General features: G+C 33.5%; 26 protein-coding genes and 1 pseudogene. 11 read left to right on the top strand and 16 right to left on the bottom strand.

What is annotated here, in order from left to right:
- Positions 1–65 precede the first annotated feature (65 nt).
- From ACQKCJ_RS07020 to ACQKCJ_RS06960, 13 genes are all read right to left on the bottom strand, one after another.
- Positions 66–536, bottom strand: a complete 471-nt coding sequence (locus ACQKCJ_RS07020) for a hypothetical protein (RefSeq protein ID WP_427401679.1) — start codon at positions 534–536, stop codon at positions 66–68.
- Between the two features lie 26 nt (positions 537–562).
- Entirely contained in the window at positions 563–856 is a 294-nt protein-coding gene (locus tag ACQKCJ_RS07015; RefSeq protein ID WP_271334400.1) for a DUF721 domain-containing protein, read from the bottom strand.
- Positions 837–1,277 carry a lipocalin family protein gene (locus tag ACQKCJ_RS07010; protein WP_271334401.1) on the bottom strand — a complete coding sequence of 147 codons (441 nt, stop codon included), beginning with the start codon at positions 1,275–1,277 and terminating at the stop codon, positions 837–839. The genes ACQKCJ_RS07015 and ACQKCJ_RS07010 overlap by 20 nt, the downstream gene beginning before the upstream one ends.
- Before the next feature lie 507 nt (positions 1,278–1,784).
- Entirely contained in the window at positions 1,785–2,738 is a 954-nt protein-coding gene (ftsY, locus tag ACQKCJ_RS07005; protein ID WP_271334402.1) for a signal recognition particle-docking protein FtsY, read from the bottom strand.
- A 271-nt stretch (positions 2,739–3,009) separates the two neighbouring features.
- Positions 3,010–3,162 carry a DUF4295 domain-containing protein gene (locus tag ACQKCJ_RS07000; protein ID WP_072961632.1) on the bottom strand — a complete coding sequence of 51 codons (153 nt, stop codon included), beginning with the start codon at positions 3,160–3,162 and terminating at the stop codon, positions 3,010–3,012.
- A gap of 102 nt (positions 3,163–3,264) precedes the next feature.
- Entirely contained in the window at positions 3,265–3,447 is a 183-nt protein-coding gene (gene rpmG, locus ACQKCJ_RS06995; RefSeq protein WP_047778459.1) for a 50S ribosomal protein L33, read from the bottom strand.
- Between the two features lie 26 nt (positions 3,448–3,473).
- Positions 3,474–3,710, bottom strand: a complete 237-nt coding sequence (gene rpmB / locus ACQKCJ_RS06990) for a 50S ribosomal protein L28 (protein WP_072961635.1) — start codon at positions 3,708–3,710, stop codon at positions 3,474–3,476.
- A gap of 71 nt (positions 3,711–3,781) precedes the next feature.
- On the bottom strand, positions 3,782–5,035 hold the full coding sequence (locus tag ACQKCJ_RS06985; RefSeq protein WP_427401678.1) for a CinA family nicotinamide mononucleotide deamidase-related protein: 1,254 nt from the start codon (positions 5,033–5,035) through the stop codon (positions 3,782–3,784).
- A 224-nt stretch (positions 5,036–5,259) separates the two neighbouring features.
- On the bottom strand, positions 5,260–5,604 hold the full coding sequence (locus tag ACQKCJ_RS06980) for an Hpt domain-containing protein (protein WP_127339700.1): 345 nt from the start codon (positions 5,602–5,604) through the stop codon (positions 5,260–5,262).
- Positions 5,604–6,215 (bottom strand): fumarylacetoacetate hydrolase family protein, encoded by a 612-nt coding sequence (locus ACQKCJ_RS06975; RefSeq protein WP_271334404.1) that lies wholly within the window; start codon positions 6,213–6,215, stop codon positions 5,604–5,606. Before ACQKCJ_RS06975 ends, ACQKCJ_RS06980 begins: the two co-directional genes overlap by 1 nt.
- Positions 6,216–6,309: 94 nt before the next feature.
- Positions 6,310–7,080, bottom strand: a complete 771-nt coding sequence (locus tag ACQKCJ_RS06970; RefSeq protein WP_271334405.1) for a 3'-5' exonuclease — start codon at positions 7,078–7,080, stop codon at positions 6,310–6,312.
- A gap of 216 nt (positions 7,081–7,296) precedes the next feature.
- A complete protein-coding gene (locus ACQKCJ_RS06965) occupies positions 7,297–8,607 on the bottom strand; it encodes a dihydrolipoamide acetyltransferase family protein (RefSeq protein WP_271334406.1) in 1,311 nt (436 codons plus the stop codon).
- Between the two features lie 557 nt (positions 8,608–9,164).
- Positions 9,165–10,346, bottom strand: coding sequence for a hypothetical protein (locus ACQKCJ_RS06960; RefSeq protein ID WP_271334407.1), 1,182 nt, complete (start codon positions 10,344–10,346; stop codon positions 9,165–9,167).
- Positions 10,347–10,487: 141 nt separating this feature from the next.
- Here ACQKCJ_RS06960 and ACQKCJ_RS06955 point away from each other — a divergent pair, with 141 nt between their 5' ends.
- Both ACQKCJ_RS06955 and ACQKCJ_RS06950 read left to right on the top strand, forming a co-directional pair.
- Complete coding sequence (locus ACQKCJ_RS06955) at positions 10,488–11,078, top strand: hypothetical protein (RefSeq protein ID WP_271334408.1); 591 nt, start codon at positions 10,488–10,490, stop codon at positions 11,076–11,078.
- A 5-nt stretch (positions 11,079–11,083) separates the two neighbouring features.
- Positions 11,084–11,485, top strand: a complete 402-nt coding sequence (locus tag ACQKCJ_RS06950) for a hypothetical protein (RefSeq protein ID WP_271334409.1) — start codon at positions 11,084–11,086, stop codon at positions 11,483–11,485.
- 287 nt (positions 11,486–11,772) lie between these two features.
- On the opposite strand, the gene ACQKCJ_RS06945 is transcribed toward ACQKCJ_RS06950, so the two are convergent.
- Entirely contained in the window at positions 11,773–12,966 is a 1,194-nt protein-coding gene (locus ACQKCJ_RS06945; RefSeq protein WP_271334410.1) for a DUF5009 domain-containing protein, read from the bottom strand.
- Positions 12,967–13,193: 227 nt separating this feature from the next.
- On the opposite strand from ACQKCJ_RS06945, the gene ACQKCJ_RS06940 reads away from it, so the two are divergent.
- From ACQKCJ_RS06940 to ACQKCJ_RS06925, 4 genes and pseudogenes are all read left to right on the top strand, one after another.
- Positions 13,194–14,159 (top strand): T9SS C-terminal target domain-containing protein, encoded by a 966-nt coding sequence (locus ACQKCJ_RS06940; RefSeq protein ID WP_271334411.1) that lies wholly within the window; start codon positions 13,194–13,196, stop codon positions 14,157–14,159.
- Between the two features lie 90 nt (positions 14,160–14,249).
- A complete protein-coding gene (locus ACQKCJ_RS06935; RefSeq protein WP_271334412.1) occupies positions 14,250–16,112 on the top strand; it encodes an ABC-F family ATP-binding cassette domain-containing protein in 1,863 nt (620 codons plus the stop codon).
- A 105-nt stretch (positions 16,113–16,217) separates the two neighbouring features.
- A pseudogene (locus ACQKCJ_RS06930) lies at positions 16,218–16,586 on the top strand (four helix bundle protein).
- 83 nt (positions 16,587–16,669) lie between these two features.
- A complete protein-coding gene (locus ACQKCJ_RS06925; RefSeq protein WP_271334413.1) occupies positions 16,670–17,137 on the top strand; it encodes an FKBP-type peptidyl-prolyl cis-trans isomerase in 468 nt (155 codons plus the stop codon).
- 108 nt (positions 17,138–17,245) lie between these two features.
- On the opposite strand, the gene ACQKCJ_RS06920 is transcribed toward ACQKCJ_RS06925, so the two are convergent.
- Entirely contained in the window at positions 17,246–18,796 is a 1,551-nt protein-coding gene (locus ACQKCJ_RS06920; protein WP_427401702.1) for an SDR family NAD(P)-dependent oxidoreductase, read from the bottom strand.
- Between the two features lie 183 nt (positions 18,797–18,979).
- On the opposite strand from ACQKCJ_RS06920, the gene ACQKCJ_RS06915 reads away from it, so the two are divergent.
- The gene (locus ACQKCJ_RS06915; RefSeq protein ID WP_271334414.1) at positions 18,980–19,768 is read left to right on the top strand and encodes an O-methyltransferase; all 789 of its coding nucleotides are present in this window, start codon (positions 18,980–18,982) and stop codon (positions 19,766–19,768) included.
- Positions 19,769–19,821: 53 nt separating this feature from the next.
- Here ACQKCJ_RS06915 and ACQKCJ_RS06910 read toward each other — a convergent pair whose 3' ends face one another.
- A complete protein-coding gene (locus ACQKCJ_RS06910) occupies positions 19,822–20,481 on the bottom strand; it encodes a DUF6565 domain-containing protein (RefSeq protein WP_271334415.1) in 660 nt (219 codons plus the stop codon).
- A 309-nt stretch (positions 20,482–20,790) separates the two neighbouring features.
- Between ACQKCJ_RS06910 and ACQKCJ_RS06905 the strand changes: the two genes are divergently transcribed.
- The 4 genes from ACQKCJ_RS06905 (at position 20,791) to secA (ending at position 26,018) form a co-directional block, all read left to right on the top strand.
- On the top strand, positions 20,791–21,477 hold the full coding sequence (locus ACQKCJ_RS06905; protein WP_271334416.1) for an ABC transporter ATP-binding protein: 687 nt from the start codon (positions 20,791–20,793) through the stop codon (positions 21,475–21,477).
- Between the two features lie 81 nt (positions 21,478–21,558).
- Complete coding sequence (locus ACQKCJ_RS06900) at positions 21,559–22,128, top strand: cob(I)yrinic acid a,c-diamide adenosyltransferase (RefSeq protein ID WP_427401677.1); 570 nt, start codon at positions 21,559–21,561, stop codon at positions 22,126–22,128.
- Between the two features lie 239 nt (positions 22,129–22,367).
- The gene (locus tag ACQKCJ_RS06895) at positions 22,368–22,589 is read left to right on the top strand and encodes a DUF2795 domain-containing protein (protein WP_007138072.1); all 222 of its coding nucleotides are present in this window, start codon (positions 22,368–22,370) and stop codon (positions 22,587–22,589) included.
- A gap of 87 nt (positions 22,590–22,676) precedes the next feature.
- Complete coding sequence (secA, locus tag ACQKCJ_RS06890) at positions 22,677–26,018, top strand: preprotein translocase subunit SecA (RefSeq protein WP_271334418.1); 3,342 nt, start codon at positions 22,677–22,679, stop codon at positions 26,016–26,018.
- Positions 26,019–26,039 lie beyond the last annotated feature (21 nt).

Below are 26,039 nucleotides of genomic sequence, written 5' to 3'. Positions count from 1 at the left end.
TTCTGAATTTAGATTTTAGATTACACAATAAAAAAATCCCGTTCGACAAGTTGAACGGGATTTTTTTATGAATTTTTTAAAAAGTCAGAAATATTATCATGTCCTTTTATTTCACCTAAATCATTCAAATTTTCTTTTAAAACTAATTTTAAATCATTAAAATTACTTAGGTAATAACTACAAATACAAACAACTCTTTTTCCTTTTTCAAGAATAAAAACAGACTCAGAAACACCAAGTTTTCCACTTTCGAATAAAACCACAAAACCATCTAATTTGCTAAAGTCATAAGCTATAGACCTACCTAACCCATAATAACGCTTAACTATTATATTGTTTTTTTCAATAATTACTTTATGAACCCTGGTTCTCACTAAAGCAAACCAAAAATAAACAATAATCATAAATACTACTAAAGGAAAAGCTACACTTTCTTGTGGAGAAATAACATAAATGTAAATAGCCAAAAATGGCAAAATACTTAAAATTGAAATTAACAAAATTGGTGAAATTTTAAACTTAGAATTTACAATCATGACAATTTAAACGTTCTATTAAACACTTATCTCAAAACCACATCCGTCACCACTTCACGCCCCAACTCTTCATTAATCATTTTCACGATCTTAGTTTTTCCGTGACTCAATTCCTCTCTTAAAACCGCTGATGACAACTCTACATATAATGTACTACCTTTCAAAACCACGTTTCTTGTATACGTATTAACACCATTCCCCATCAATTGTCTCCAGGCCTCCTTTACATCAATCTGGTCCATTCCTGCCCCTAATTTATTCACCTGGATAATCTGTTGCAAAACAGCCCCAATCGTTTGATTATTTAGTCTTTTTGCCATCTCCTAATAAATTTATTGCTGCTGCTTTTTTATAATGATACTCTTTTTTTTGCTGATTTTTCACCACCAGTTTCTCGTCTGAAATCGAAATCAATTCCTCACTCCACTTTGCATAATCTGTTTTATAATCCAGAAAAACCTGCTCACCCTTAAATCGAACCGAAACATTTTCAAAAGAATCACTCGTTAAAAAAGTTCCGTCAAATTGTGGCATTACCTTCTTTCTGATTCCTTTGTTATTTTTAATATCAAAATAATCAAAACTCTCATTCATTTTGTAATCCTTCTCTTCACCCTTATCAAAAACCACTTTTTCGATTTCCCAATAACCATTTAATTTCGCAATATCAGCCGGTTTAATTTCCTGTTTGCAACTTACAAAGAAGAGTGACACAACCAAAATTATAAAAGTTTTTTTCATAGTATAAAAATATATTAAATTCAAAACTGTTCTTTTGAACAATTCTGATAATTAAAAGTATAAAAATTAGGAGCTATTCCTGCTGTACGCTATATCTTTTCCTGGCTAAAGAATCCAGAAAAAGGATATCGCTTCCATCAGGGCTAAGGCTTCGGTTTTCAAAAGAATATTTAGTAATGCAAAGTTAACTTTATAAAATTCAAAAGAAATAAAAATTCCAGAAAACAAAAATAAGATCACCATCAAGTTATAAACATTATTAAAAAAATCAACAATGCAATTTGACGCAATCTTAAAGAAGAAAAATTTACTGCTATTACTCTATCGCTTCGTACGCAATCTTTTCAGAATTCCCATAAAAAAGAATATTAAACCTAAAACCAATAAAACGTAGTAGAAGGACAAAGCTTGATCTCTGATTACATTTGCTAAAACGAAACAAATAACGCTTGCAAAATAAAAAGTAAGAGGCGTTATATTTTTTAAAGAAGAAAAACTCATTATAAACTATTTAAAAAAACTATCTACAAATTCATATTTATTAAAGACCTGTAAGTCTTCGATTCCTTCACCAACACCAATATATTTTACAGGAATCTGAAACTGATCTGAAATACCAATTACAACCCCACCTTTTGCAGTTCCGTCTAATTTAGTCACAGCAAGGCAAGTTACTTCAGTTGCAGCAGTAAATTGTTTGGCTTGTTCAAAAGCATTTTGACCAGTAGAACCGTCTAAAACCAAAAGTACATCATGAGGCGCATCAGCAACAACTTTTTGCATAACACGTTTTACTTTGGTAAGCTCATTCATCAAATTGACTTTGTTGTGCAAACGTCCGGCAGTATCTATAATAACAATATCGGCATTTTGAGCCACAGCTGACTGTAAGGTATCAAAAGCAACAGATGCAGGATCACTCCCCATATTCTGTCTCACAATTGGCACATCTACACGATCTGCCCAAACTTGCAGCTGATCGATAGCAGCAGCACGAAAAGTATCGGCAGCTCCTAATACAACTTTATAACCTGCTTTTTTAAACTGATAAGCCAGTTTACCAATTGTAGTAGTTTTTCCAACTCCGTTTACACCAACCACCATTAAAACATATGGCTTTTTATCTTTTGGGATATCAAATTCAGTTGCTTCTCCAGTATTGGTTTCAGATAACAGAGCACCAATTTCTTCACGCAGAATCTGGTTTAATTCGTCTGTACCTAAGTATTTGTCTTCAGCAACACGTTTTTCTATTCTTGAGATTATTTTCAGCGTTGTATTTACACCAACATCTGACGCTACCAGAATTTCTTCCAGATTATCTAAAACATCGTCATCGACTTTAGATTTTCCGGCAACGGCTTTACTTAACTTTGAGAAAAAAGTAGTTTTTGATTTTTCAAGACCTTTGTCCAAAGTCTCTTTTTTATCAGTAGAGAATAATTTTTTAAAAAAACTCATTTTTATAGGTTGTTAGTTTTTTAGACTATCCGATTCTTTGACAATCTAAATAATCCTAATTTTTATAGAGGTCCAATTGTTTTATATGATTCTAACAGCATTCACATCTTTTCGTTTCCACTACAGCGGAACAGTAAAGATATAGAGGATAGTAAGAATTATAGCTTAAAAAATTGCCAATTGTTATATTTCTATAAAATTTTAGACAAATATAAAAAATAAAAAAGCTACTTCCGAATGAAAGTAGCTTTTCTATATACTGTAATTGTTATTATTTCTTTTTCAAGAAAGTATCAACTTCTTCAGGAGCCATAATAGATTCTACGAATGTATATGCACCAGTTTTAGGAGATTTCACCATTTTGATGGCTTTTGATAATCTCTTAGAAGCTGTTTGTAACGATGCTACGGTTTTCTTTGCCATGATTTAAATGTTATTGAAATTCAATAAATCTTCAAATGCTACTAGTATTACAAGTATTACTTAATAATCAACATTTAAGATTGTATTAAAATCTCTAAATTATTACTTAATTTCTTTGTGAACAGTTACACGTTTCAAGATTGGATTAAATTTCTTAATCTCTAATCTGTCTGGTGTGTTTTTTTTGTTCTTAGTTGTTATGTATCTTGAAGTACCTGAAACACCAGAAGTCTTGTGCTCTGTACATTCTAAAATTACCTGGATTCTATTACCTTTCTTTGCCATCTTGCTATATATTTATTTAGGAAAGATTATTTGATAAATCCTTGTGACTGCGCTTTTTTCAAAACAGCAGAAATTCCATTTTTATTAATTGTTTTTATCGTAGATGCTGCTACTCTAAGAGTAATCCATCTATCTTCTTCTGGAAGATAAAAACGCTTTTTAACTAAGTTTACAGAAAATTTTCTCTTAGTTTTGTTCATAGCGTGAGAAACGTTATTTCCTACCATCGCTCTTTTACCTGTAAGGTCACAAACTCTTGACATTATACTTATCTTTTATCGTTATTCAAAATCAGGGTGCAAAGAAAAGAAAAATAAACGATTGAAACAAAAAATTATAGCACATTTTTTAAAATTTCTTTCTGTAATATTTCTAAACTCTTAATCACGGCTCTATCTATCACTTTTTCACGTGGTTGGCCAAAATTAAATTCTTCAACAATTATACCATCCGGAGTAGCCAAAGCAATAAAAACTGCTCCAATTTCAGCATTTGAGTCACCTTTTGTCGGTCCGGCGTTCCCGGTTGTAGCAATTGCATAGTCAGTTTTAAGTATCTCTTTCACATTCAAAGCCATAGCCGAGGCAACCTCTGCACTAACTACAGAAAATTGATCGATTAAATCCTGTGAGACCCCGAGAACATTAACCTTCACCTCTGTTGCATACGAAACTATACTGCCCTTAAAGTAGTTAGAAGCGCCGGGAACAGCTGACATAATCGAAGCTATTTTTCCTCCCGTAAAACTTTCAGCAGTTGCAATGGTTTTATTTTGCTTTGTAAGAATTTTACCAACTACAGATTCAATTGTTTCATTTTCCTCATACCCTACTATAATATCATGAATGATAGCATCTAATGATTTTACATTCTCCTCTATTGCAGCTTCAAGCAGTTCTTTATTTATTCCTCTGGCTGACAAACGCAGGCGAACTCTTCCTGGATTGGGCAAATAAGCCAACTTAATAAATTCAGGCAAATTATTCTCCCAGTCTTCAATACGTTCTGCCACTAGGCTCTCGCCCTGACCATATGTCAAAATAGTTTTATGAATGATATAAGGGCGTTTGTACTCCCGAACTATCTTAGGAACAATCTCTTCTTCGACTAAATATTTCATTTCATACGGAACTCCCGGAAGCGATATAAATACCGTATTCTCTTTCTTCATCCACATTCCCGGCGCTGTTCCCATTTTGTTGTGCAAAATGGTACATTTTGACGGAACTAATGCCTGATCTTTATTTAATTGTGAAATTGGCCGTTTATAAAAACCTTCAATCAATTCTGTCACGTGTGCAAGAACTTCCGTATTAACGACTAATTCATCATCAAAATAATCGCAGAAAGTTTTCTTAGTAACATCATCCTTCGTTGGCCCTAAACCACCTGTTATAATTACCACATCGACTTTGTTTTGCAGTTGCGCAAATGTGTCTAAAATGTGTTTTTTGTCATCGCTTATCGAAATCATTTCATGAACCTCAACACCGATCCGGTCAAGTGACTTGGCGATAAAACCAGAATTTGTATCTACAATCTGACCTATTAAAATTTCGTCTCCAATAGTAATGATAGTTGCTTTCATAGCTGTGGAATATTTTTACTTACTTATTGTAAGTCGTTATTACATAGTAGGTTGTTGTCCGCAATGATTTTGCGTGAGGGGTAGTAGCGATATCCTTTTATATAAAGGACATACATTATTTAACCTAAAATTTCAGGGATAAAAGATACAGATCCCGAACTAAAGTACCGAATCTGTTTTTGACCTAAATTAAAAAAGATCAAAAACAGAGACATACCAAAATCTTATAGGTCAAAGTCTTTTTTAATTTCTTTGATTGCGTCCTTTACTTGTATCTTAATACTTTTAAAGGTCTCAATAATTTCTTTTTTCTTGCCTTCGGCCTTTGTCCAGGCTTCGACTTGCAGAATTTCTTCAAAAGCCACATTTAAACCCATTAAGTCTAATGTGGGTTTTATTTTGTGCGCGTAAGAATAAGCATATTTATGATCTTTTTTCTTAATTCCTTCTTTGATTTGTTTTAAATCTTCGGGAACTTCGGTAACAAATAACTTAAGAATTTCGTTTACAAATTCCGGATCATTGTCTGAAAGCGCATATACTTTCGAAAGGTTGTATTTTAAAGCCATTATTTTACTTGTATTCTGAATAATTTTTTATCTTCTAAAAAGCCTTCTAAAACATCATTTGGTTTAACCGCAGCAACACCTTCAGGAGTTCCTGTAAAAATAATATCTCCAATTTTTAAAGTGAAAAATTGCGATACATAAGAAACAAGCTCATCAATCTTCCAAAGCATAAAGCTTGTATTTCCTTTTTGAACTGTTTCAGAATTATTTGTTAACTCAAATGTAAGATTTTCCATCGAAACAAAATCAGTTTTTGGTAAAAACTCTCCAATTACTGCTGAGCCGTCAAAAGCTTTTGCTTTTTCCCAAGGCAATCCTTTTGCTTTTAGTTTGTCCTGTAAATCTCTGGCTGTAAAGTCAATACCTACACTAATTTCATCATAATATTTATGAGCAAATTTAGGTTCGATATACTTCCCTACCTTATTAATTTTAACAATTATTTCTATTTCGTGATGAATCTCTTCAGAAAATTCCGGAATTACAAACGGATGCTGCTTTAACAAAACTGCTGAATCCGGTTTCATAAAAACCACAGGTTCTGTTGGGCGCTCGTTTTTTAACTCCTCAATATGATTGGTATAATTTCTACCGATACAGATTATTTTCATTCTTTTTTGAGTTACTAAGTTACTAAGCTACTAAGGCCTTAAGAAACTATGTAAAAAAAACTTAGCAACTCAGAGCCTTAAGAACTTAGTCTCTTTATTTCGTATTTAACTTTCTTAATTTAATTGCCGTTAAAACTTTTTTGGTATACAAAGGAAAATCAGCGTTTTGAATCCAACTGAAATAGCCAGGCTCGGTTTCAAGGATTTTATCGACTTTGGCACCTTTGTGTTTTCCGAAGGTAAAGACTTCTTCGTTATCCTTATCAAAAGCAATCATTCCGGCAAAATCAGCGATTTTTTTACGGGTTGTAAATTCAGACAATGATTTCATATCATTCTCTAAATCCGGATAACGATCTAATTGTGCTTTTAGAATTTCATAGGTCGCCATTGTATCTGCTTCTGCAGAATGGGCATTTTCAAGACTTTTTCCGCAATAAAATTTCAATGCAGCACTTAAAGTACGTTCTTCCATTTTATGAAAGATAGTCTGCACATCTACAGAAACTTTATTTTTCATATCAAAATCAACTCCCGCGCGAAGCAATTCTTCTGCCAATAACGGAATATCAAAACGATCTGAATTAAAACCTCCCAAATCACTGTCCTTAATCATAGTATGAACTTGCATTGCCAGTTCTGCAAAAGTAGGCTCGTTGGCCACTTTTTCATCTGTAATACCATGAACCGCGGTTGTTTGTGCCGGAATTGGAATCGTGGGATTCACTAACCAGGTTTTACTTTCTTTATTTCCGTTTGGAAAAACTTTGAATATCGAAATTTCTACAATTCGATCTTTTCCGATGTCAATTCCAGTTGTTTCAAGATCAAAAAAGCAAATTGGTTTGTTCAGTTTCAGTTCCATTTTTTAATTTTATAAGATTACAAATGTAATTTTTAAAGCGGAATTTCCTCTTTTATTCTTGATTTTTTTAAACAAAAAAGGGCTCAAATTTGCGATTTTAACTTTTAAATTCATTCTGAAAGAAAGCTCTTGTTCATTTCCTAACCTTTTCTTACAAACAAAAAAACCCGGAAAATCACTAAAATCTTCCGGGTTTCGAATTTATTTTTATGTGATTTAAAAATCTCTGTCTATATCAAAAGCTTCTAAATACTCTGCTACTCTTTTTACAAAGCTTCCTCCTAACGCTCCATCTACAACTCTGTGATCGTAAGAGTGTGACAAGAACATTTTTTGACGGATTCCGATAAAATCACCTTCCGGAGTCTCTATAACCGCAGGCACTTTACGAATTGCACCAAGAGCAAGGATTCCCACTTGAGGCTGATTGATAATTGGAGTTCCAAAAACACTGCCAAAAGTACCTACGTTAGTTACCGTATAAGTTCCACCTTGAGTATCGTCCGGTTTTAGTTTTCCTGCTTTAGCACGATTTCCTAAATCGTTAACCGCTTTTGCCATTCCAACAAGATTCAACTGATCAGCATTTTTAATTACCGGAACAATTAAATTTCCGTTTGGTAAAGCCGCAGCCATTCCTAAATTTATATTTTTCTTTTTGATGATATATTCACCATCAACGGAGATATTCATTCCCGGAAAATCTTTTAATGCTTTTGCAACCGCCTCCATCATAATTGGCGTAAAAGTCAACTTCTCACCTTCCCTTTTCTCGAAAGCGGTTTTAACTTTTTCTCTCCATTTTACAATATTCGTTACGTCAACCTCAATAAAGGATTGTACGTGAGCCGAAGTTTGTATTGAAGCCATCATATATCCTGCAATCAACTTTCTCATTCTGTCCATTTCGATGATTTCATCACCACCATTTACAGAAATCGGAACTGCTTGTTGACTTTTCTGAACCGGAGCAGCTATTGGTTGTGCTTTTGGAGCAGCAACAACGGCTTTTGGAGTTTCGACACCCGATTTACGAGTTTCAATATATTTTAGAATATCTTCTTTTGTGACACGTCCGTCTTTTCCTGAACCAGCAATATTTTCTAATTCAGCAACAGAAATACCTTCTTCTTTTGCAATATTTTTTACTAACGGAGAAAAGAATTTATCAGATGCAGAAAAATCCTGTGCAGATGAAACTGACTCTTTTACAACTTCGATTGTTTGTTCAATGACCGCGGCTTCTGCAGGAGCAGCAACTTCAGCTTTTGCAGCTGGTGCGTCACCTTCTGTTTCAATAATCGCAATAGTTTGTCCTACCTGAACTAAATCATCTTTACCAAATAATTGCTCAACTAAAACTCCTGATACTTCACTTGGCACTTCACTGTCAACCTTATCAGTTGCAATTTCAAGTACAGCTTCATCAGCTTCAATTTTATCTCCCACTTCTTTCAACCAGTTGGTAATAGTTGCTTCAGCGACACTCTCTCCCATTTTAGGAAGTTTCAATTCAAATCTTGCCATATTGTTAACCTAAAAGGTGATTTTGATTTTCAGATTGCGAAATTACTGAATATTATAAATATAAATTACATTTAATATAATTTTTTACTCAATTTTTACAATTTGCCCCCTATCATTTCGTGAATTGCTTCCAATAATAAAATTTATGTTTTTGGGGAAAATCTTAAAAGTAACGTTCTTATCTTTAAGAGTTTTTATGATTTTGACACATTTTTCGAATGAAACATACTGATTATCCAAAATAATCCCAACCCTTTTGCCCTTAAAAATCAGGGACGAATTTACCATTTTTTCTTTTTTTAAATTCATAAACACCACTTTATTTTTCGAAATAAAGGGCAATTTTTCAGACAAAATTCTATTTGCAGCGTAAAAAGCAATACTTTCCGCTTAAGGTTTTGCTTTTATTTTAACCTGAAACATTTTCATAAAAGAGAAAAAATAATTTCCGATTTGAATAAAAAATACAAAGCTTTCTGAGTAATGCAATTTTATAATTACCCGTAATTACCGTAAAATGAAGGAATTGTTTTTGTTTTTGTTTTTTTTTTGCAGAGCTAAAAATTCTCAGCCAAACCTAATCGCAATGACCAATCGTTTTTACTAACCCCAAAATCCAAGACCAGATTACTATTATTTTGTTTGTTCCATTTAATACGTAATCCGGTTCCGACAGCGGGATTCCATTTTTTAAAATCATAAGTATCTAATTTAGAAACCGAAGAAATATTGGTAAAAAACACAGCCCCTAAAAAACCATTTTTAGTAATATCTGTCCTGTATTCTGTTTCAAAATAAATTAATGCATTGCTGCGGAATCTATTTCTGGTAAAACCCCGACCTGTTTTTCCGTCGCGATCCCAACCAATACTTGGCAAATCGAGATAATGAGGTTTTCCGCCAAAAGTAGACCAGTAAAAAGCTCTGTATGCTAGAACCCTGTGCTTGTATTTATTAAACGAATGATATTTTCGGGCATCAAAATAAATCGATTTCCATTTTTCACCATTTACTCCACTTGTATTAATTCTGTAATCTGCTTCGACATATAAGCCTTGTTCAGGATTTACGTTGTTTTTTCTCGAATCGTATAATCCTTGTATAGCAACCCCAAAAGAAGTTTCATCAGAGAAATCCCCATTCATATATTTTGAGTAATCAGTTTGATCCTCTACATAAGATTGCTCAGAAATATTTTGATAACTATCGAACAACAAACCAAGTCCCAATCTAAAATCGCCAATAATTTTTCGGGTTGCAAATTGATAAAACCGCCATTGCTGATAATCCAGAATCGACATTTCCTTATCTGTATTATGTCCGCCTAATCCATAAGTTGGCTGAGGATAAATCATATACCGATAATCTCCAATAAAATTCCAATTATTGTCTTTTGTGTAAATATAAGATTGAACAGGAAAAACATATTGTTTGGTAAAACTAAAATAAGGCGAAAAAGAAATCTGGGACATTTTGGTAGTATTACTGTCACCAAGATAAAATGTAGTTAAAAATGAAACTACCAATCCGGCATTTTTATTCGCATCGATAGGAACCGGAAGCAAAGAAAAAACCACTTTTTTATCGGGATTCATTCGAAGCGAATCATTTTTATGAAAAAGTTTATACAGAACATCTAAAATATCCTTTTTATTATTTGCAACTGAATCGTTTTGCGAATAACAAAATGGTGACAGGAAAAAGAAAAACAAAACAATTACGGATTTTACTTTTTTCATTTCGTAAGCTTTTCAACAACAACTTCTTACAAATTTAAACTTAAATTTAAAACGGAAGCTAATTTTATAAATAATAAAAAAGAAAACTATAACAGATTGCAAAAAAGCATATTTTTGGTTTTGAATAATGATACCATTTCTATGAAAAAGAAAATATTAAGTAAATTCAATTCGTTGCTTTTAATTCTAATAACGGGATTTTTCATGTTTGGATTTACTTCTTTAAAAAAAGATTCAGACAGGAATTTAGTAAAAACCTCAACTTGGTATATTGCGGGACCTTCTGTAGAAAATCAGGAAACAATTAATCGCATTCGGCAAGAAAAAGAGATCATTAAAGTTACTGCAAAAGACAATCCTACAGGAGAAATTGAATTGAATGTCCTGATTACAGATTCAGATTCGAATGATGGCGCTCCGACTAATTTATCTGACCATTCTAAATTTGTGACTATTACCTATAAATCATCACATTTAATAAAATTACAAGCCCGCGAAGGCAATAAAGAAGGAACAGGCTGCGTTCATGGAGGTTCACATCCTAGAGTTGATTTAGAAGCCTCACCAAAAAAATTTACAACAGTTAAAATTCCATGGTCTGATTTTAAACAAGACGGATTATCTCACGGTACACTTTTAAACCCTCACAATCTTTGTAAATTCAATTTTGTGAATTACAATCCGGTTTCAGGAGCATTTTTAGAAATTAAAGCAGTTATAGTTCAAAATTAAAAAACATGAAAACAAAACTTTTTATTTTACTTTTCGTTACCGTATTATTTTCCAATTTCGGCTATAGCCAAAAAAAAACTACTACCTCAAAAATAGATATTAATGGCGTTTGGGAAGATATTAATCCTGACGTTCAGAATGCAGTTGTTATTATCTCAGAACTAAACGGAAAAGTTATTTTCTCTCATTATCTGGAATGGAAAGGGAAAAAATTTGTAGAAAGTGGTACAGGAAAACGAATTGGAAACACAGTTGGTTACACCGTAGATGTCACTTTACCAATTAAAGGCTGGGCAACGGCAGGAACACACACTTTGACATTATCTGAAGACGGAACCACGCTTGAAGGAACTTTCGTCGACAATAAAAAAAGAACAGGTCCAATTGCGTTTAAGAGAATCCGTTAAATTTTTTTTCAGGTTGAAATGAGATTTTAACCGCAAAGTCCGCAAGTTTTTTTTTATTTAATTCTTTATTAAAATGCAAAGTTCGCAAAGCTTTATGTTTAAAACTTTGCGAACTTTGCGTAAATTTTATTAAGCTTTACGGTTAATTCTTTTGCCACAGATTAAAAGATTTTCTTAATGCAATAATAAAAATAATTCGCACCGCTTTATAAGCTTCGAATTCTTTCAAAAGTTAAATCTTAGCGAACTTTTCGTAAATCTTTGCGGCCTTTGCGGTTAAACAACTATTACAAATGCAATTGAATCTTATACTTGTTGCATAATTTCATGACAAACAACATAATGGTCGAAAACACCAATGACCAGATAATTCCCGGAACTCCTTCTCTAAAATATCCCGGAATAATATGAATTTGAAAAGCTTTACAGAAATAATAAATTACACCAGGCAAAATATAAATCAATAACGGATTTGCGGCTGCAGGCATAAAGAAATTACTCCATTTTGTTTGTTTTTTAATTTCCATCAGCCAATATAAAAAGTAGAATAAAACCGTACAGATTGTTGCAGAAAACATTGTCCAGGATGGAGTGCTTTTAATTTTTGAGATTCCAAAATAAGGTCTTAATAAATATCCTGTTACAAAAAACAAAACCGCAAAACCTACTACGGCCCAATTGATTTTGGCAGCTACTTTTCGATCAAAAAATAACAACGAAATTACCACTCCGGCAGAAACTACTGCAGCGTGGGTTAAATGTCCGGCTATAAAACCAAACCAGGGAATTTGATGTAATGCAGATCCTTCGGTTAAATTTATTGCATTTGCCGCCACGCAAACTACTAAAAAAGCAATCATTGCCCATAATCTTCCCGAAACAATCCAATAATATACAACTGTAAAAAGATACGCCCAACCAATTAACCCTAGAATTCCCCACCATTTTGGCGTGATCCCAATTTCGCCTGTTTCCTCCTGAACATATAAAAAATATAGCGCTACTAAAACCAGCATTCCGCCATAATGAAGTGTGTTTTTTAACCAAACCGGAAAATCTTTTGGGTATTTATTCCAAATCGGAATTGGCATCGCATACGCTAAAAGTCCCCAAAACACAGGTTCGATGATCATTTTTGACGCATCATATCCATATTCTGCATTGACCATATAAACACCAATGACAATTAATGCCAAAGCTCTTTTTAAAGTGTGTGTCCAGATTGTTTTAGCACTATCGCCTTTGAGTAAACGGGCATTAAATGCAAAAGGAACTGACATTCCCACAATAAATAAAAAAGCTGGAAAAACTACATCTACAAATGTCATTGCATCAGCATCAGCCGGCATATGTTTCATCCATTGTGGTACATTTTTGACACTTGCCAATTCGTTTACAAAAATCATAATAAAAATGGTAATTCCTCGTAAAGCATCAATAGAAATAATCCTTTGATTGTATAAATTTTCTTTAATTTTCATAAAAATGTAGGTTTTTAGCAATCTCAAATATAACATAATTCCGAAACCTTCAATTACATTTGTTACATAAAAAACCAACAATAACAAATTCCTTCTGTTTCGATACTTTTGCAACATCAAACCTTTATTAAAATTAAAAGCGCTTTAGTACCATTAAAAAAGAGCATTTTTTCTATCTTTAATAATATACTATAGATTTCTTCTTTTTATATTTAATATTGCAGATCATGATTAAAACAATTTTATTTTTTTTCCTCATCTCATTTTCTGCTTACGCACAAATTTCAGGATGTACAGATCCTCTTTCTAAAAATTATAACCCAAATGCTACTGTAAACGACGGAAGCTGCGTTTATAAAAATTTAAAATTAAAACCTCAATACTCCATTAAATTAAGTGATTCAATCAAAGAAACTTCTGGATTAATTGCTTTTCATGATTTATTATGGACACATAATGACGATCATGAAAAAACGATTTACGGATTAGATTCTTTAGGGAAAATTCGAAAAAAGATTATTCTGGATAAAACAACCAATCACGACTGGGAAGAAATTTCTCAGGATAGTACCCATCTGTACATTGGGGATTTTGGAAATAATTATTCCGGAAACAGAACGGATTTGTCAATTTTAAAAATTAATAAAAAATCATTTTTAGAAGATAAACCAGAGATCGAGATTATTACATTTCGTTTTTCTGACCAAACTGATTTATCGCCTAAAAAACCAAATTCTACTAATTTTGATTGCGAAGCTTTTATTGTTTCAAAAGACAGTATTTATTTGTTTACAAAACAATGGAAGAACTCTGGAACGACTATTTATACTTTACCCAATACAGCCGGCGATCATATTGCAAAGCTCAAAGATACTTTTGACACAAAAGGTTTGGTAACGGGCGCGACTTATCTTGAGTCTAAAAAATTAATTGTGCTTTGTGGTTATTCTAAAATAGGAAAACCATTTTTATATCTTTTATACGATTACAAAAACAACGATTTTTTATCCGGAAACAAACGAAGAATGACCTTAAAATTTCCTATCCTTCAAATAGAAGGAATCGCTACTCAGGATGGTTTGCATTATTATTTAACGAATGAATCGTTGATTCGGAAACCTGTTATCAATGTTCCGCAGCAAATTCATCGCATTGATTTAAGTCCTGTTTTAAATTCCTATCTCCATAAATAATTCGCAAATAGCAATATAATAGCTTACTTTTGCAAAAAAGTTGTGTTTTGTAAAACATTCATAACTTCTAATTTAACTCATAATTACAACGTGAATTACTTATCTGTAGAAAATATATCCAAGTCATTTGGCGAAAGAACCTTATTTGACAACATCTCTTTTGGAATCAATAAGGATCAAAAAATTGCTTTCATTGCCAAAAATGGCTCTGGAAAAACAACTATTATGAGTATTATCAATGGTTTGGAAGAACCGGATACAGGTCAGGTAGTTTTAAGAAAGGGTATTAAAATGGCTTTTCTTTCACAAAACAATAACTTACAAGAAGAGTTAACTATTGAAGAAAGCATATTTGCATCTGATAATGAAACCCTGAAAGTTATTGAAGCTTATGAAAAAGCATTAGAAAATCCGGAAGACGAAGAAGCGTATCAAAAAGCTTTTGACGGAATGGACCAGCATAATGCATGGGATTTTGAAACTCAATACAAGCAAATTTTGTTTAAACTAAAACTGGAAAACTTTAAACTAAAAGTAAAAAGTCTTTCCGGAGGTCAGAAAAAACGTTTATCATTAGCTATTATCCTGATCAATCGTCCTGATTTATTAATCCTGGATGAGCCTACCAATCACCTTGATCTTGAAATGATCGAATGGCTGGAAAGCTATTTTGCAAAAGAAAACATTACGTTGTTTATGGTAACGCACGACCGTTTCTTCTTAGAGCGTGTTTGTAACGAAATCATAGAATTAGACAACGGAAAATTATACCAATACAAAGGAAATTATTCTTACTACTTAGAGAAAAAAGAAGAACGAATTGCTTCTGAAAATTCTAGCGTCGATAAAGCGCAAAACTTATTTGTAAAAGAATTAGAATGGATGCGCCGCCAGCCAAAAGCGAGAACGACAAAATCTAAATCGCGTCAGGATGACTTTTATGACATTAAAGAAAAGGCACAAAGCCGCCGTCGTGAAAATAAAGTAGAACTTGAAATTAATATGGAACGTATGGGAAGCAAGATTATCGAGCTTCACAAAATTTCTAAAAAATTCAAGGATCACGTTATTTTAGATAATTTCAGTTTTGATTTCCAACGTGGTGAACGTATCGGAATTATTGGTAAAAATGGTACAGGAAAATCGACTTTCCTGAATTTATTAACAGGAACACTTCCTCTGGATTCCGGAAAAGTCGTTGTTGGAGAAACAATTAAGATTGGATATTATACGCAAAGCGGAATCAATCCAAAACCGGGTCAACGTGTTATCGATGTTATTAAGGAATACGGAGAATATATTCCGTTGATGAAAGGAAAGATTATTTCGGCTTCACAATTATTGGAGCGTTTTCTTTTTGATGCCAAAAAACAATATGATTTTGTAGACAGATTAAGTGGTGGAGAATTAAAACGTTTGTATTTATGTACGGTATTAATTCAAAATCCTAACTTCCTGATTCTGGATGAGCCTACAAACGATTTGGATATCGTGACATTAAACGTTTTAGAGAGTTTCCTTTTGGATTATCCGGGATGTTTATTGGTAGTTTCTCACGATAGATATTTTATGGATAAAATTGTCGATCACCTATTCATTTTTAGAGGACAAGGTGTTATTGAAGATTTCCCAGGAAACTACTCTGATTTCAGAGCTTATGAAGATAGTAGCGATGTTGCTCAAAAAGAAGAAAACAAAGCAGAGAAGAAAGATTGGAAACAAAATAATCCAACAGGAAACCTAACTTTTAACGAGCAAAAAGAATATCAAAAACTAGAAAGAGAAATTAAAGATCTCGAAATTGACAAAACCAAAATCGAACAATTATTCTCTGACGGAAAAGTTCCCGACGCTGATATCGAAAAAAAAGCAAACGAATTGCAGAACATCATCAATAAAATAGATCAGAAAGAGGAGCGCTGGTTCGAGCTTTCGGCTAAGATTGAAGGGTAGTTTTTTAGTTTTCAGTCTCGGTCGCAGTTTTCAGTTTGGTTGCGAAATACTTTTTAAATTAAGTTTTTTCTTATTTTTTTTTAAATATCCTTGTAAAATTAAACAATGGATTTTAAAGAATTATTAGCTTATAAAAAGTCTTTTGAAATTGCAATGGAAATATTTGAACTTTCAAAGGCATTCCCTAACGAAGAAAAATATTCATTAACTGATCAAATAAGATGATCTGCAAGATGTGTTTCAGCAAATATTGCAGAATCTTATCGAAAGAGAAGATATGCAAATCACTTTATAAGCAAATTGACTGACAGTGATGCTGAGAACTCAGAAACGAATGTTTGGTTAGATTTTTCACTTAAATGTGACTATATTAATCAAGCAAAATTCGATATCCTAAATGCGAAAAACATTGAGATTGGAAAACTAATAAATTACATGATTAACAATCCTGGTACATTTGGATGTACGATCTAATATTCTCTGAACAAGACTAAAAACTGAGACTGTGACTAAAAACTAAAATTTTACTATATTAGCACCTTAAAAATAAATACCATATGAAATACCTATTATCAGCATTTTTTGCAATGACTTTATTTGTTTCTTGTTCTTCTAATGATAAAGATTCAAAAAAAACAGATTACACTGTCGAGAATGAAAAAGAAATCACTGATTACATCGCTAAAAATAAACTAACAGCGACAAGAACAGATTCTGGTTTGTATTATATTATCAACGAGCCTGGAACGGGAGCTCAACCTACAGCAACATCAAATGTAACTGTAGCTTACAGAGGATACTTTACTAATGGAACAATATTTGACCAAAGTAAACCAGAAGGTCTTTCTTTTGGACTAAATCAAGTTATTAAAGGTTGGACAGAAGGTATTCCTCATTTTAAAGAAGGAGGAAAAGGAGCTTTACTAATACCTTCTCATTTAGGTTACGGAAGTTCTAGTTCTGGCACTATCCCAGGAGGTTCAGTACTTATCTTTGACATTAATTTAATTAAAGTCAACAAATAAAAACACAAAAGCATCTTAATAAAAAAGCACAACAAAATTTAATTCTGTTGTGCTTTTTTTTTATTTTATTAAATTCTGAAAAACTGAGATAGCGACTAAAAACTAATTCTACCAGGGAATTGGATTATAATCTTTTAAGAATTTTCCGCACCAGTGTTTTCTCGTATTGATTCCGTCAAACAAAGGATCCATAACACGTGCAGCACCATCAACAATATCCAGTGGCGGTTGAAAATCTTCTAATTCCTGTTTCTTTTTGGCCAGTTCAGCGGGATCTTCATCTGTTACCCAGCCTGTATCAACGGCATTCATAAAAATACCATGTTTGGCTAAAGTTCCGGATGACGTATGCGTTAACATATTCAAAGCCGCTTTTGCCATATTCGTATGTGGATGGCGATCTTCTTTAAAGAAACGATGAAACTTCCCTTCCATTGCCGAAACATTAATAATATGTTTTTGTCCCGTATTGTCTTTTTTCATCACTTCCGAAAGGCGGTTACACAAGACAAAAGGCGCAACAGAATTTACCAGTTGCACTTCGATCATTTCGGTAGTTTCTATTTGTCCTAAACGCAAACGCCAGCTATTTGTTTTTCGCAAATCGACTTGTTGCAAGTCAGCATCAAGTTCTCCTTCCGGAAAAACTTCATTGGCGACCAACGCATTATCAAAAGAATACGGAATTTGAGATAATTGGGCCGAAGCACGCAAACCAATTCCGGGTTCAGGTCCATGCCAGGTTACCGGCATATTTTCATTAGATGAAGCTCCGCTTGTCAGCATCTTTAATTCATCCAGACAATTAAGATGATCCAATAATAATTCCTGCGCTTGCTTAGGCAATGCACTGATTGGCAATTCTTCATTTTGCATCAAATGCGAATAAAATCCTGCAGGACGTCTAACAGTTTGTGCCGCATTATTGATCAAAATATCAAGGCGTTCGTATTTTTGCTCAATAAAATTGCAAAAAATCTCCACACTCGGAATATGTCTTAAATCTAAACCATGAATTTTTAAGCGATGTCCCCATTCCATAAAATCATCTTCTTTCGCAAATCGCAAAGCCGAATCTACAGGAAAACGAGTCGTAGCAATAACAGTTGCTCCGCCACGCAATAACATCAAAGTAATATGATATCCAATCTTTAAACGGGAACCTGTAATAATAGCAACTTGGCCTTTTACATCCGCCGTCTGGAAGCGTTTAGCGTAATTAAAATCACCACAATCCGTACACATTGTATCATAAAAGTGATGCATTTTAGTAAACTCTGTTTTACACACATAACAATTTCTTGGCGTCTCAAGTTCTAATTGCTCTTTATGAGCAAGATCATTATACGCTAATAACTTAGGAGCAACAAATACACTGGCCTCACGCGCATGACGAATTCCGGTTTCTTTACGCGCCGTTTTGTCTTTCTTTTCTTTTTTACGCTTGGCAGCTTGTACACCATCTTTTACCCTTCTGGAAAACTCATCCCTGTCAGGTCTGGAAAACAGTCCTGCTTCTTTAATTAAGGAGATTCGTTGTTCTTTCGGAATATCAAATATAAGATCTGTATTTGTATTCAATTGTGCTAAAATAGCAATGCATCGATTAATTTCTTCAGAAGATATCTTACTTGTACCTTCTATTTCTTCCTTCAACATCATAAAAAACGTATTACTATTAGCTTAAATTTAAAGTCTGCAAATATAGTCTTTTAAAAGTCTAAAGTTGTAAAGTCAAAAGTGAGAAAGCAATACTAGTATCTCTAAAACTTTTGACCTTTGACTTTCTGACTTTTGACTTTCTCCTTTTTTGTATCTTCGCGCCTACTTGTAAATTTTACTATGCTATTTCAAATAAAATCATATTTAAAATTCCTTTGGAACTCCAAAAATGAACACGGTGTACATTCGCCTTTTGTGTTTAACTTATTGACGAAGTGTTTTTATGACAAAAAAACAAAACCAGAATATTTGATCTTAAAAAATTATAGAAAATCCCTCGTAGAAAATCAAAATTTCATCGAAGTATCTGATTTTGGCGGATCAAAAGTTTTTAAATCGAATAGAAGACAAATTTCTAAAATAGCTAAAACAGCAGGAATTTCACCAAAACATGCCGAATTACTTTTTAGGGTGACTAATTATTTTCAGCCTAAAAATATTCTCGAAATCGGAACCTCTTTAGGTTTGGCTACGTCTGCCCTGGCTCTAGGTAATACCAATGCAAAAGTTATTACACTCGAAGGCTGCCCGGAAACTGCGAATGTCGCTAAAACTCAATTAGAAAATTTTAATTGTAACAATGTTAATCCGGTAATAACTGAATTCGAAAAATATTTTCAGGAAATCAAACTGAGACTGAATACTGACACTGAAAACTTTGATCTAATATACTTCGACGGTAATCATTCTAAAAAAGCCACTTTGGCTTATTTTGATCTCTTGCTAACAACGATTACGAATGATTCCGTTTGGATTTTTAATGATATTCATTGGTCACCAGAAATGGAAGATGCCTGGGAGCTCATAAAAAACCATCCAAAAGTTACCGTAACTATTGATACGTTTCAATGGGGATTTGTATTTTTTAGATACGAGCAGGAAAAAGAACACTTTGTAATCAGGGCATAAAAAAAAGACAACCATCGCTGATTGCCTTTTTAATACTAATTCAATTTACTCAATTATTTTTTAGCTGCTTTATTCTCTTCTGATTTCGCTCCCATTCTGTTAAGAGTATACATTGGAGCAAATTTTACTTTTAAACCTGCAATTTTTCTATTGTCTTCAGAGGTAAGACCTTCTTTTTCAACCGTGTTTTTTCGGCTATCAAGAGCTTCATACATGATTTTAATTTTATCCCAGTCTTCACGGGAATATTTATCTTTATTATTCTCTACGGTATGAACAAATTGTTGGTATACACTGTGAATATTTTTAGCGTTTACCCAATCAAAATTCATATCCTCGCCAATTTTTCCTTCACCAAATAAGGAATTTCTTAATTGTTGTTGTGGGCTTGGAGCGGGAGGGGCAAAAACGGTGGTCATTTCATTTTTAAATTCTTCGTATTTGACTTTACTCGCATTTATTTTTTCTGTAGCAGCTGAGTTGTCTTTAATATCTGCAAGTGCTGTTTGAGCTTCTGCAGCTCTTCTGTCATACTCTGCTTCTACATCTTTCCAATCTGCTTTCAAATCGTCTGCTTTAACATTCTTAACCGAGTCTACGTAGGCTACATAAGAGTCGATTGTTTTTTGAGCTTTTTCTTGTTTCTCATCTTTACACGATGTAAAGCTTAATGCAACTAATGCAATTCCTGATAACAATTGTATGTTTTTCATAATTCTGATTATTAAAGATTAGACAACAAATATAGTTAAAATTTTAAATAAAAATAAATAATACATAATAAATTAATAATTTCATTAAAAATAATTCAGTTAAAAATAGAAAATATGACAATTATGTAATTATATTCAAAAATCATATAACAACTTATTCAGTCATTATTTTATAATTAATGTAAAAACAATAATTCCGATAAAAGGACAAGTTCAAATCAACAATTTTTGTAACAAAAATCAATTTCACGCTACTTATCGTTTATTGAAAAGTGTTTTGTACTTTTAAATCCAAAATTGTAAATCGAAATGGCAAATCCATTAATTAAAATAACCAACATCAAACGAGATTTTGTATTAGGTAACGAAATTGTTTATGTTTTAAAAGGCATAGATTTAGAAATAAACAAAGGAGAATACGTGGCTTTAATGGGACCGTCAGGATCAGGAAAATCGACTTTAATGAATTTGTTAGGTTGTTTAGATACGCCAACTTCCGGACATTATGTTTTAAACGGAAAAGATGTCAGCAAAATGAAAGACGATGAATTGGCGGAAATTCGAAACAAAGAAATCGGTTTTGTATTTCAGACCTTCAATCTTTTACCCAGAACTACCGCTTTAGACAATGTCGCATTACCCATGATTTATGCAGGATATTCGAAATCTGAACGTAATGCGCGTGCAAGCGAAGTGCTCAAACAAGTAAATCTTGCTGACAGAATGGATCATCAGCCCAATCAGCTTTCAGGAGGTCAGCGCCAGCGTGTTGCTATTGCACGCGCCCTGGTCAACAAACCATCGATTATATTAGCCGACGAGCCAACAGGAAACTTAGACAGTAAAACCTCTGTAGAAATCATGAAACTCTTTGGCGATATTCACGCACAAGGAAATACTGTGATTCTGGTAACACACGAAGAAGATATTGCAGCTTATGCACATCGCATTATTCGTTTGCGCGATGGAATAATTGAAAGCGACACGACCAAATAGTTTTATTGTTTATTTGTTAAACTGAACAAAAGGAAAAACTTAGTCACTTAGCAACTCGGAACCTTAGCAACTTAAAAAAAAATGAAAGTTTATACAAAAACCGGAGATAAGGGAACCACAGCCCTTTTTGGAGGAACGCGCGTTCCTAAAGATCATATCAGGATTGACAGTTACGGAACTGTTGATGAATTGAACTCTTATATAGGACTCATTCGCGATCAGGAAATTGATGCACATTACAAAACTATTTTAATAGAAATTCAAGATCGTCTTTTTACGGTTGGTGCTATTCTTGCTACTCCGGCAGAAAAAGAAGTATTAAAAAATGGCGAACTTCGATTGAAAAATCTCGGAATTATAGATACTGACATTGAATTACTAGAGAATGAAATAGATAAAATGGAAGAAAGTCTTCAGCAAATGACCCATTTTGTTTTACCTGGAGGCCATCCAACTGTGTCACATTGTCATATTGCACGTTGTATTTGCCGTCGTGCAGAGCGTTTGGCAGTACATTTAAGCCACAATGAGCACGTACCTGAAATCGCAATCATGTACTTAAACCGACTTTCTGACTATCTTTTTGTCTTGGCACGGAAGTTGTCGTCAGACTTAAAAGCGGAAGAAGTGAAATGGATTCCAAGAAAGTAAATTTTCTTTAATTCCAATTTTTATAAATCCCAAATTCCAAAGAAATAATTTAAAAATTCTGCGAATTTAAATAATATACAAAATTCCAAATATTGGCAATTTTAGGTTCCTTTTTTGGAATTTTGAATTTATTTATTGGAATTTTAAGGAGACGTTCTTAAATTTTATTAAAATAAATCAAAATTTACTTGTCTTTTTCAGTAAAAAATTTATTTTTGCACAAACTAAACAGATAACAGATGTATTGGACATTAGAATTAGCATCTTATTTAAGTGATGCCCCATGGCCTGCTAACAAAGACGAACTTATTGACTACGCTATTAGAGCTGGTGCTCCATTAGAAGTAGTAGAAAACCTTCAGTCGATTGAAGACGAAGGAGAGATATATGAATCAATGGAAGAAATTTGGCCTGATTATCCAACAGACGAAGATTATCTTTGGAATGAGGATGAATATTAAAAAATAAACCAAAGGAAAAAGTCTCATCACCGAGGCTTTTTTTTTGGTTCAAATACACATTTACATAAAATAGAAATACAATAAATCATGAGTTTCATAAACAGTATTATTAAAGTCTTTGTAGGTGATAAATCACAGAAAGATGTCAAAGCTTTACAGCCCTATTTAACTAAAATTAAAACATTCGAAACCAGCTTAATGAGTTTGTCTCACGACGAATTGAGAGCCAGAACCGCATATTTTAAAGAAAAAATAAAAGAAGCCAGAGCTGATAAAGATGCTAAAATTGCTTCGCTAAAAGCAGAGGTAGAAAACATTGAAGACATTGACAAAAGAGAAGATCTTTATGATGCTATAGATACTCTTGAAAAAGAGGCTTATGAAATCTCTGAGAAAACTTTATTGGAAATTCTTCCTGAAGCTTTTTCTGTTGTTAAAGAAACAGCGCGTCGTTTTAAAGATAATTCTTTTATCGAAGTAACTGCAAGTCCAAAAGACAGAGAATTTTCAGCAACTAAAACATATATCACTATTGATGGTGATAAAGCCGTTTGGGCAAACAAATGGAATGCTGCCGGTAAAGAAATTACCTGGGACATGATTCACTACGATGTTCAGTTAATTGGTGGTATGGTTTTGCACGAAGGTAAAGTTGCAGAGATGCAAACAGGTGAGGGTAAAACTTTGGTTGCTACATTGCCACTTTACTTAAACGCCTTGACAGGAAACGGAGTTCACTTAGTAACCGTGAATGATTACCTTGCAAAACGTGATAGTACATGGAAAGCGCCTTTATTCGAATTTCACGGTTTAACTGTTGATTGTATCGATAATCACCAGCCAAGTACAGAACAAAGAAAAAAAGCATACGACGCTGATATCACTTACGGAACCAATAACGAATTTGGTTTTGACTACTTAAGAGATAACATGGCACATTCGCCAGCAGATTTAGTACAAAGAAAACACAACTACGCTATTGTCGATGAGGTCGATTCTGTATTAATTGATGATGCAAGAACACCACTTATTATTTCAGGACCGGTTCCTCAGGGAGATCGTCATGAATTTAATGAGTTAAAACCAAAAATCGAAAACTTAGTAAGTCTTCAACGTCAGTTGGCAAATGGTTTCTTAGCTGAAGCTAAAAAACTAATCAAAGAAGGAAACACTAAAGAAGGTGGTTTCTTATTATTGAGAGCTTACAGAAGTTTACCTAAAAATAAAGCATTAATTAAATTTTTGAGTGAAGAAGGAATCAAACAATTACTTCAAAAAACCGAAAATCAATATATGCAGGATAACAATCGCGAAATGCATAAAGTGGATGAAGCTTTGTATTTTGTAATTGAAGAAAAAAACAATCAAGTTGAATTGACTGATAATGGTATCCAATACCTTTCAGGCGATACTGATCCTGACTTTTTCGTACTTCCGGATATTGGAACTGAAATTGCAGCAATCGAAAAACAAAAACTCGATAAAGATGGTGAAGCGGAAGCTAAAGAAAGATTATTCCAGGATTTTGGGGTAAAAAGCGAGCGTATCCATACTCTTACTCAACTTTTGAAAGCGTATGCTCTTTTTGAAAAAGATGTAGAATACGTAATCATGGACAACAAGATTATGATTGTCGATGAGCAAACTGGTCGTATCATGGATGGTCGTCGTTATTCTGACGGTTTACACCAGGCGATCGAAGCTAAAGAAAATGTAAAAATCGAAGCTGCTACACAAACTTTTGCAACTGTTACATTACAGAATTACTTTAGAATGTACAGCAAATTAGGTGGTATGACAGGTACAGCGGTCACAGAAGCTGGCGAGTTATGGCAGATTTATAAATTAGACGTTGTTGAAATTCCAACCAACCGTCCGATGTCAAGAATAGACAAAGAAGATTATATCTATAAAACTACACGTGAAAAATTCAACGCTGTAATTGATGATGTAACTGAATTATCAAATGCAGGAAGACCAGTTTTAATTGGAACAACTTCTGTAGAGATTTCAGAATTATTAAGCCGAATGTTAAAAATGAGAGGCGTTAACCATAACGTTTTGAATGCAAAAATGCACAAACAAGAAGCTCAAATTGTTGAAGAAGCAGGTAAAGCCGGAGTTGTAACTATTGCAACAAATATGGCTGGTCGTGGTACGGATATTAAATTGACCCCAGAAGTAAAAGCTGCCGGAGGCTTAGCAATTATTGGTACAGAACGTCATGATTCACGTCGTGTTGACAGACAGTTACGTGGTCGTGCAGGACGTCAGGGAGATCCGGGAAGTTCGCAGTTCTATGTTTCTCTTGAAGATAACCTAATGCGTTTATTTGGTTCTGAAAGAGTTGCTAAAGTAATGGACAGAATGGGACTTCAGGAAGGTGAAGTTATTCAGCATTCTATGATGACTAAATCTATCGAACGTGCTCAGAAAAAAGTAGAAGAAAATAACTTTGGTGTTCGTAAACGTTTATTAGAATATGATGACGTAATGAACTCTCAACGTGAAGTAGTATACAAACGTCGTCGTCATGCTTTATTTGGCGAGCGTTTGAAACTGGATATCGCGAATATGCTTTATGATACTTGCGAATTAATCGTAAGCCAAACTAAGCCTACAAACGATTTCAAAAATTTCGAATTTGATTTGATCCGTTATTTCTCTATCACTTCTCCTATTTCTGAAGGTGATTTTGCAAGATTAACTGATATCGAAATCACAGGAAAAATATACAAAGAGACTTTAGCATTCTATACTGAAAAAACAGAAAGAAGTGCAAGAGAAGCTTTCCCAATCATAAAAGGAGTTTACGAAGAGCCAAACAATCAGTTTGAGCGTATCGTAGTTCCGTTTACTGACGGAATCAAAACTTTGAATGTTGTTACAGATTTGAAAAAAGCATATGATAGTCAAGGTACTCAGCTAATTGCTGATTTCGAAAAAAACATCACTTTATCTATTGTTGATGAAGCCTGGAAAAAACACTTACGTAAAATGGACGAATTGAAACAATCTGTTCAGTTAGCCGTTCACGAACAAAAAGATCCATTGCTTATTTACAAATTAGAAGCTTTTAATTTGTTTAGAGGAATGTTGGACAACGTAAACAAAGAAGTTATTTCATTCTTATTCAAAGGTGATTTACCGGCTCAAAACGTTCCTGAAATTCACGAAGCAAAAGAAGTTCGCCAAAAAGAAAACTTCAAATTAAGCAAAGACGAAATTGTAAACAGCGAAGACATCAACCGCGAAGCTGGAGAAACACAACAACGTCAGGTTACAGAAACCATTGTGAGAGACAATCCAAAAATCAACCGTAATGATACCGTAACAGTTCAGGAAGTTGCAACTGGTAAAACAGAAACAATGAAATTCAAAAAAGCAGAAACTTTAATCGCTTCTGGCGCTTGGGTTCTTGTTAAGTAAGCCTCAGTTTACAGTTTACAG

The sequence above is a fragment of the Flavobacterium sp. NPDC079362 genome (genome assembly GCF_050267765.1).
Lineage (GTDB): Bacteria > Bacteroidota > Bacteroidia > Flavobacteriales > Flavobacteriaceae > Flavobacterium > Flavobacterium azizsancarii.
The sequence above is the reverse complement of the archived record's forward strand: the minus strand, read 5'-3'. Positions and strand labels throughout refer to the sequence as shown.

What these genes read in the sequence shown, in the direction of transcription:
- ACQKCJ_RS06915 (WP_271334414.1), top strand. Translation starts at nt 18,980, where the DNA reads ATGCTATTTCAAATAAAATCATATTTAAAATTCCTTTGGAACTCCAAA.
- ACQKCJ_RS07020 (WP_427401679.1), bottom strand. Translation starts at nt 536, where the DNA reads ATGATTGTAAATTCTAAGTTTAAAATTTCACCAATTTTGTTAATTTCA.
- ACQKCJ_RS06985 (WP_427401678.1), bottom strand. Translation starts at nt 5,035, where the DNA reads ATGAAAGCAACTATCATTACTATTGGAGACGAAATTTTAATAGGTCAG.
- ACQKCJ_RS06905 (WP_271334416.1), top strand. Translation starts at nt 20,791, where the DNA reads ATGGCAAATCCATTAATTAAAATAACCAACATCAAACGAGATTTTGTA.
- ACQKCJ_RS07000 (WP_072961632.1), bottom strand. Translation starts at nt 3,162, where the DNA reads ATGGCAAAGAAAACCGTAGCATCGTTACAAACAGCTTCTAAGAGATTA.
- ACQKCJ_RS06910 (WP_271334415.1), bottom strand. Translation starts at nt 20,481, where the DNA reads ATGAAAAACATACAATTGTTATCAGGAATTGCATTAGTTGCATTAAGC.
- ACQKCJ_RS07015 (WP_271334400.1), bottom strand. Translation starts at nt 856, where the DNA reads ATGGCAAAAAGACTAAATAATCAAACGATTGGGGCTGTTTTGCAACAG.
- ACQKCJ_RS07010 (WP_271334401.1), bottom strand. Translation starts at nt 1,277, where the DNA reads ATGAAAAAAACTTTTATAATTTTGGTTGTGTCACTCTTCTTTGTAAGT.
- ACQKCJ_RS06965 (WP_271334406.1), bottom strand. Translation starts at nt 8,607, where the DNA reads ATGGCAAGATTTGAATTGAAACTTCCTAAAATGGGAGAGAGTGTCGCT.
- ACQKCJ_RS06950 (WP_271334409.1), top strand. Translation starts at nt 11,084, where the DNA reads ATGAAAACAAAACTTTTTATTTTACTTTTCGTTACCGTATTATTTTCC.
- ACQKCJ_RS06955 (WP_271334408.1), top strand. Translation starts at nt 10,488, where the DNA reads ATGAAAAAGAAAATATTAAGTAAATTCAATTCGTTGCTTTTAATTCTA.
- ACQKCJ_RS06970 (WP_271334405.1), bottom strand. Translation starts at nt 7,080, where the DNA reads ATGGAACTGAAACTGAACAAACCAATTTGCTTTTTTGATCTTGAAACA.
- ftsY (WP_271334402.1), bottom strand. Translation starts at nt 2,738, where the DNA reads ATGAGTTTTTTTAAAAAATTATTCTCTACTGATAAAAAAGAGACTTTG.
- ACQKCJ_RS06940 (WP_271334411.1), top strand. Translation starts at nt 13,194, where the DNA reads ATGATTAAAACAATTTTATTTTTTTTCCTCATCTCATTTTCTGCTTAC.
- rpmB (WP_072961635.1), bottom strand. Translation starts at nt 3,710, where the DNA reads ATGTCAAGAGTTTGTGACCTTACAGGTAAAAGAGCGATGGTAGGAAAT.
- ACQKCJ_RS06980 (WP_127339700.1), bottom strand. Translation starts at nt 5,604, where the DNA reads ATGGCTTTAAAATACAACCTTTCGAAAGTATATGCGCTTTCAGACAAT.
- ACQKCJ_RS06975 (WP_271334404.1), bottom strand. Translation starts at nt 6,215, where the DNA reads ATGAAAATAATCTGTATCGGTAGAAATTATACCAATCATATTGAGGAG.
- rpmG (WP_047778459.1), bottom strand. Translation starts at nt 3,447, where the DNA reads ATGGCAAAGAAAGGTAATAGAATCCAGGTAATTTTAGAATGTACAGAG.
- ACQKCJ_RS06895 (WP_007138072.1), top strand. Translation starts at nt 22,368, where the DNA reads ATGTATTGGACATTAGAATTAGCATCTTATTTAAGTGATGCCCCATGG.
- ACQKCJ_RS06900 (WP_427401677.1), top strand. Translation starts at nt 21,559, where the DNA reads ATGAAAGTTTATACAAAAACCGGAGATAAGGGAACCACAGCCCTTTTT.
- ACQKCJ_RS06925 (WP_271334413.1), top strand. Translation starts at nt 16,670, where the DNA reads ATGAAATACCTATTATCAGCATTTTTTGCAATGACTTTATTTGTTTCT.
- ACQKCJ_RS06920 (WP_427401702.1), bottom strand. Translation starts at nt 18,796, where the DNA reads ATGTTGAAGGAAGAAATAGAAGGTACAAGTAAGATATCTTCTGAAGAA.
- ACQKCJ_RS06945 (WP_271334410.1), bottom strand. Translation starts at nt 12,966, where the DNA reads ATGAAAATTAAAGAAAATTTATACAATCAAAGGATTATTTCTATTGAT.
- ACQKCJ_RS06960 (WP_271334407.1), bottom strand. Translation starts at nt 10,346, where the DNA reads ATGAAAAAAGTAAAATCCGTAATTGTTTTGTTTTTCTTTTTCCTGTCA.
- secA (WP_271334418.1), top strand. Translation starts at nt 22,677, where the DNA reads ATGAGTTTCATAAACAGTATTATTAAAGTCTTTGTAGGTGATAAATCA.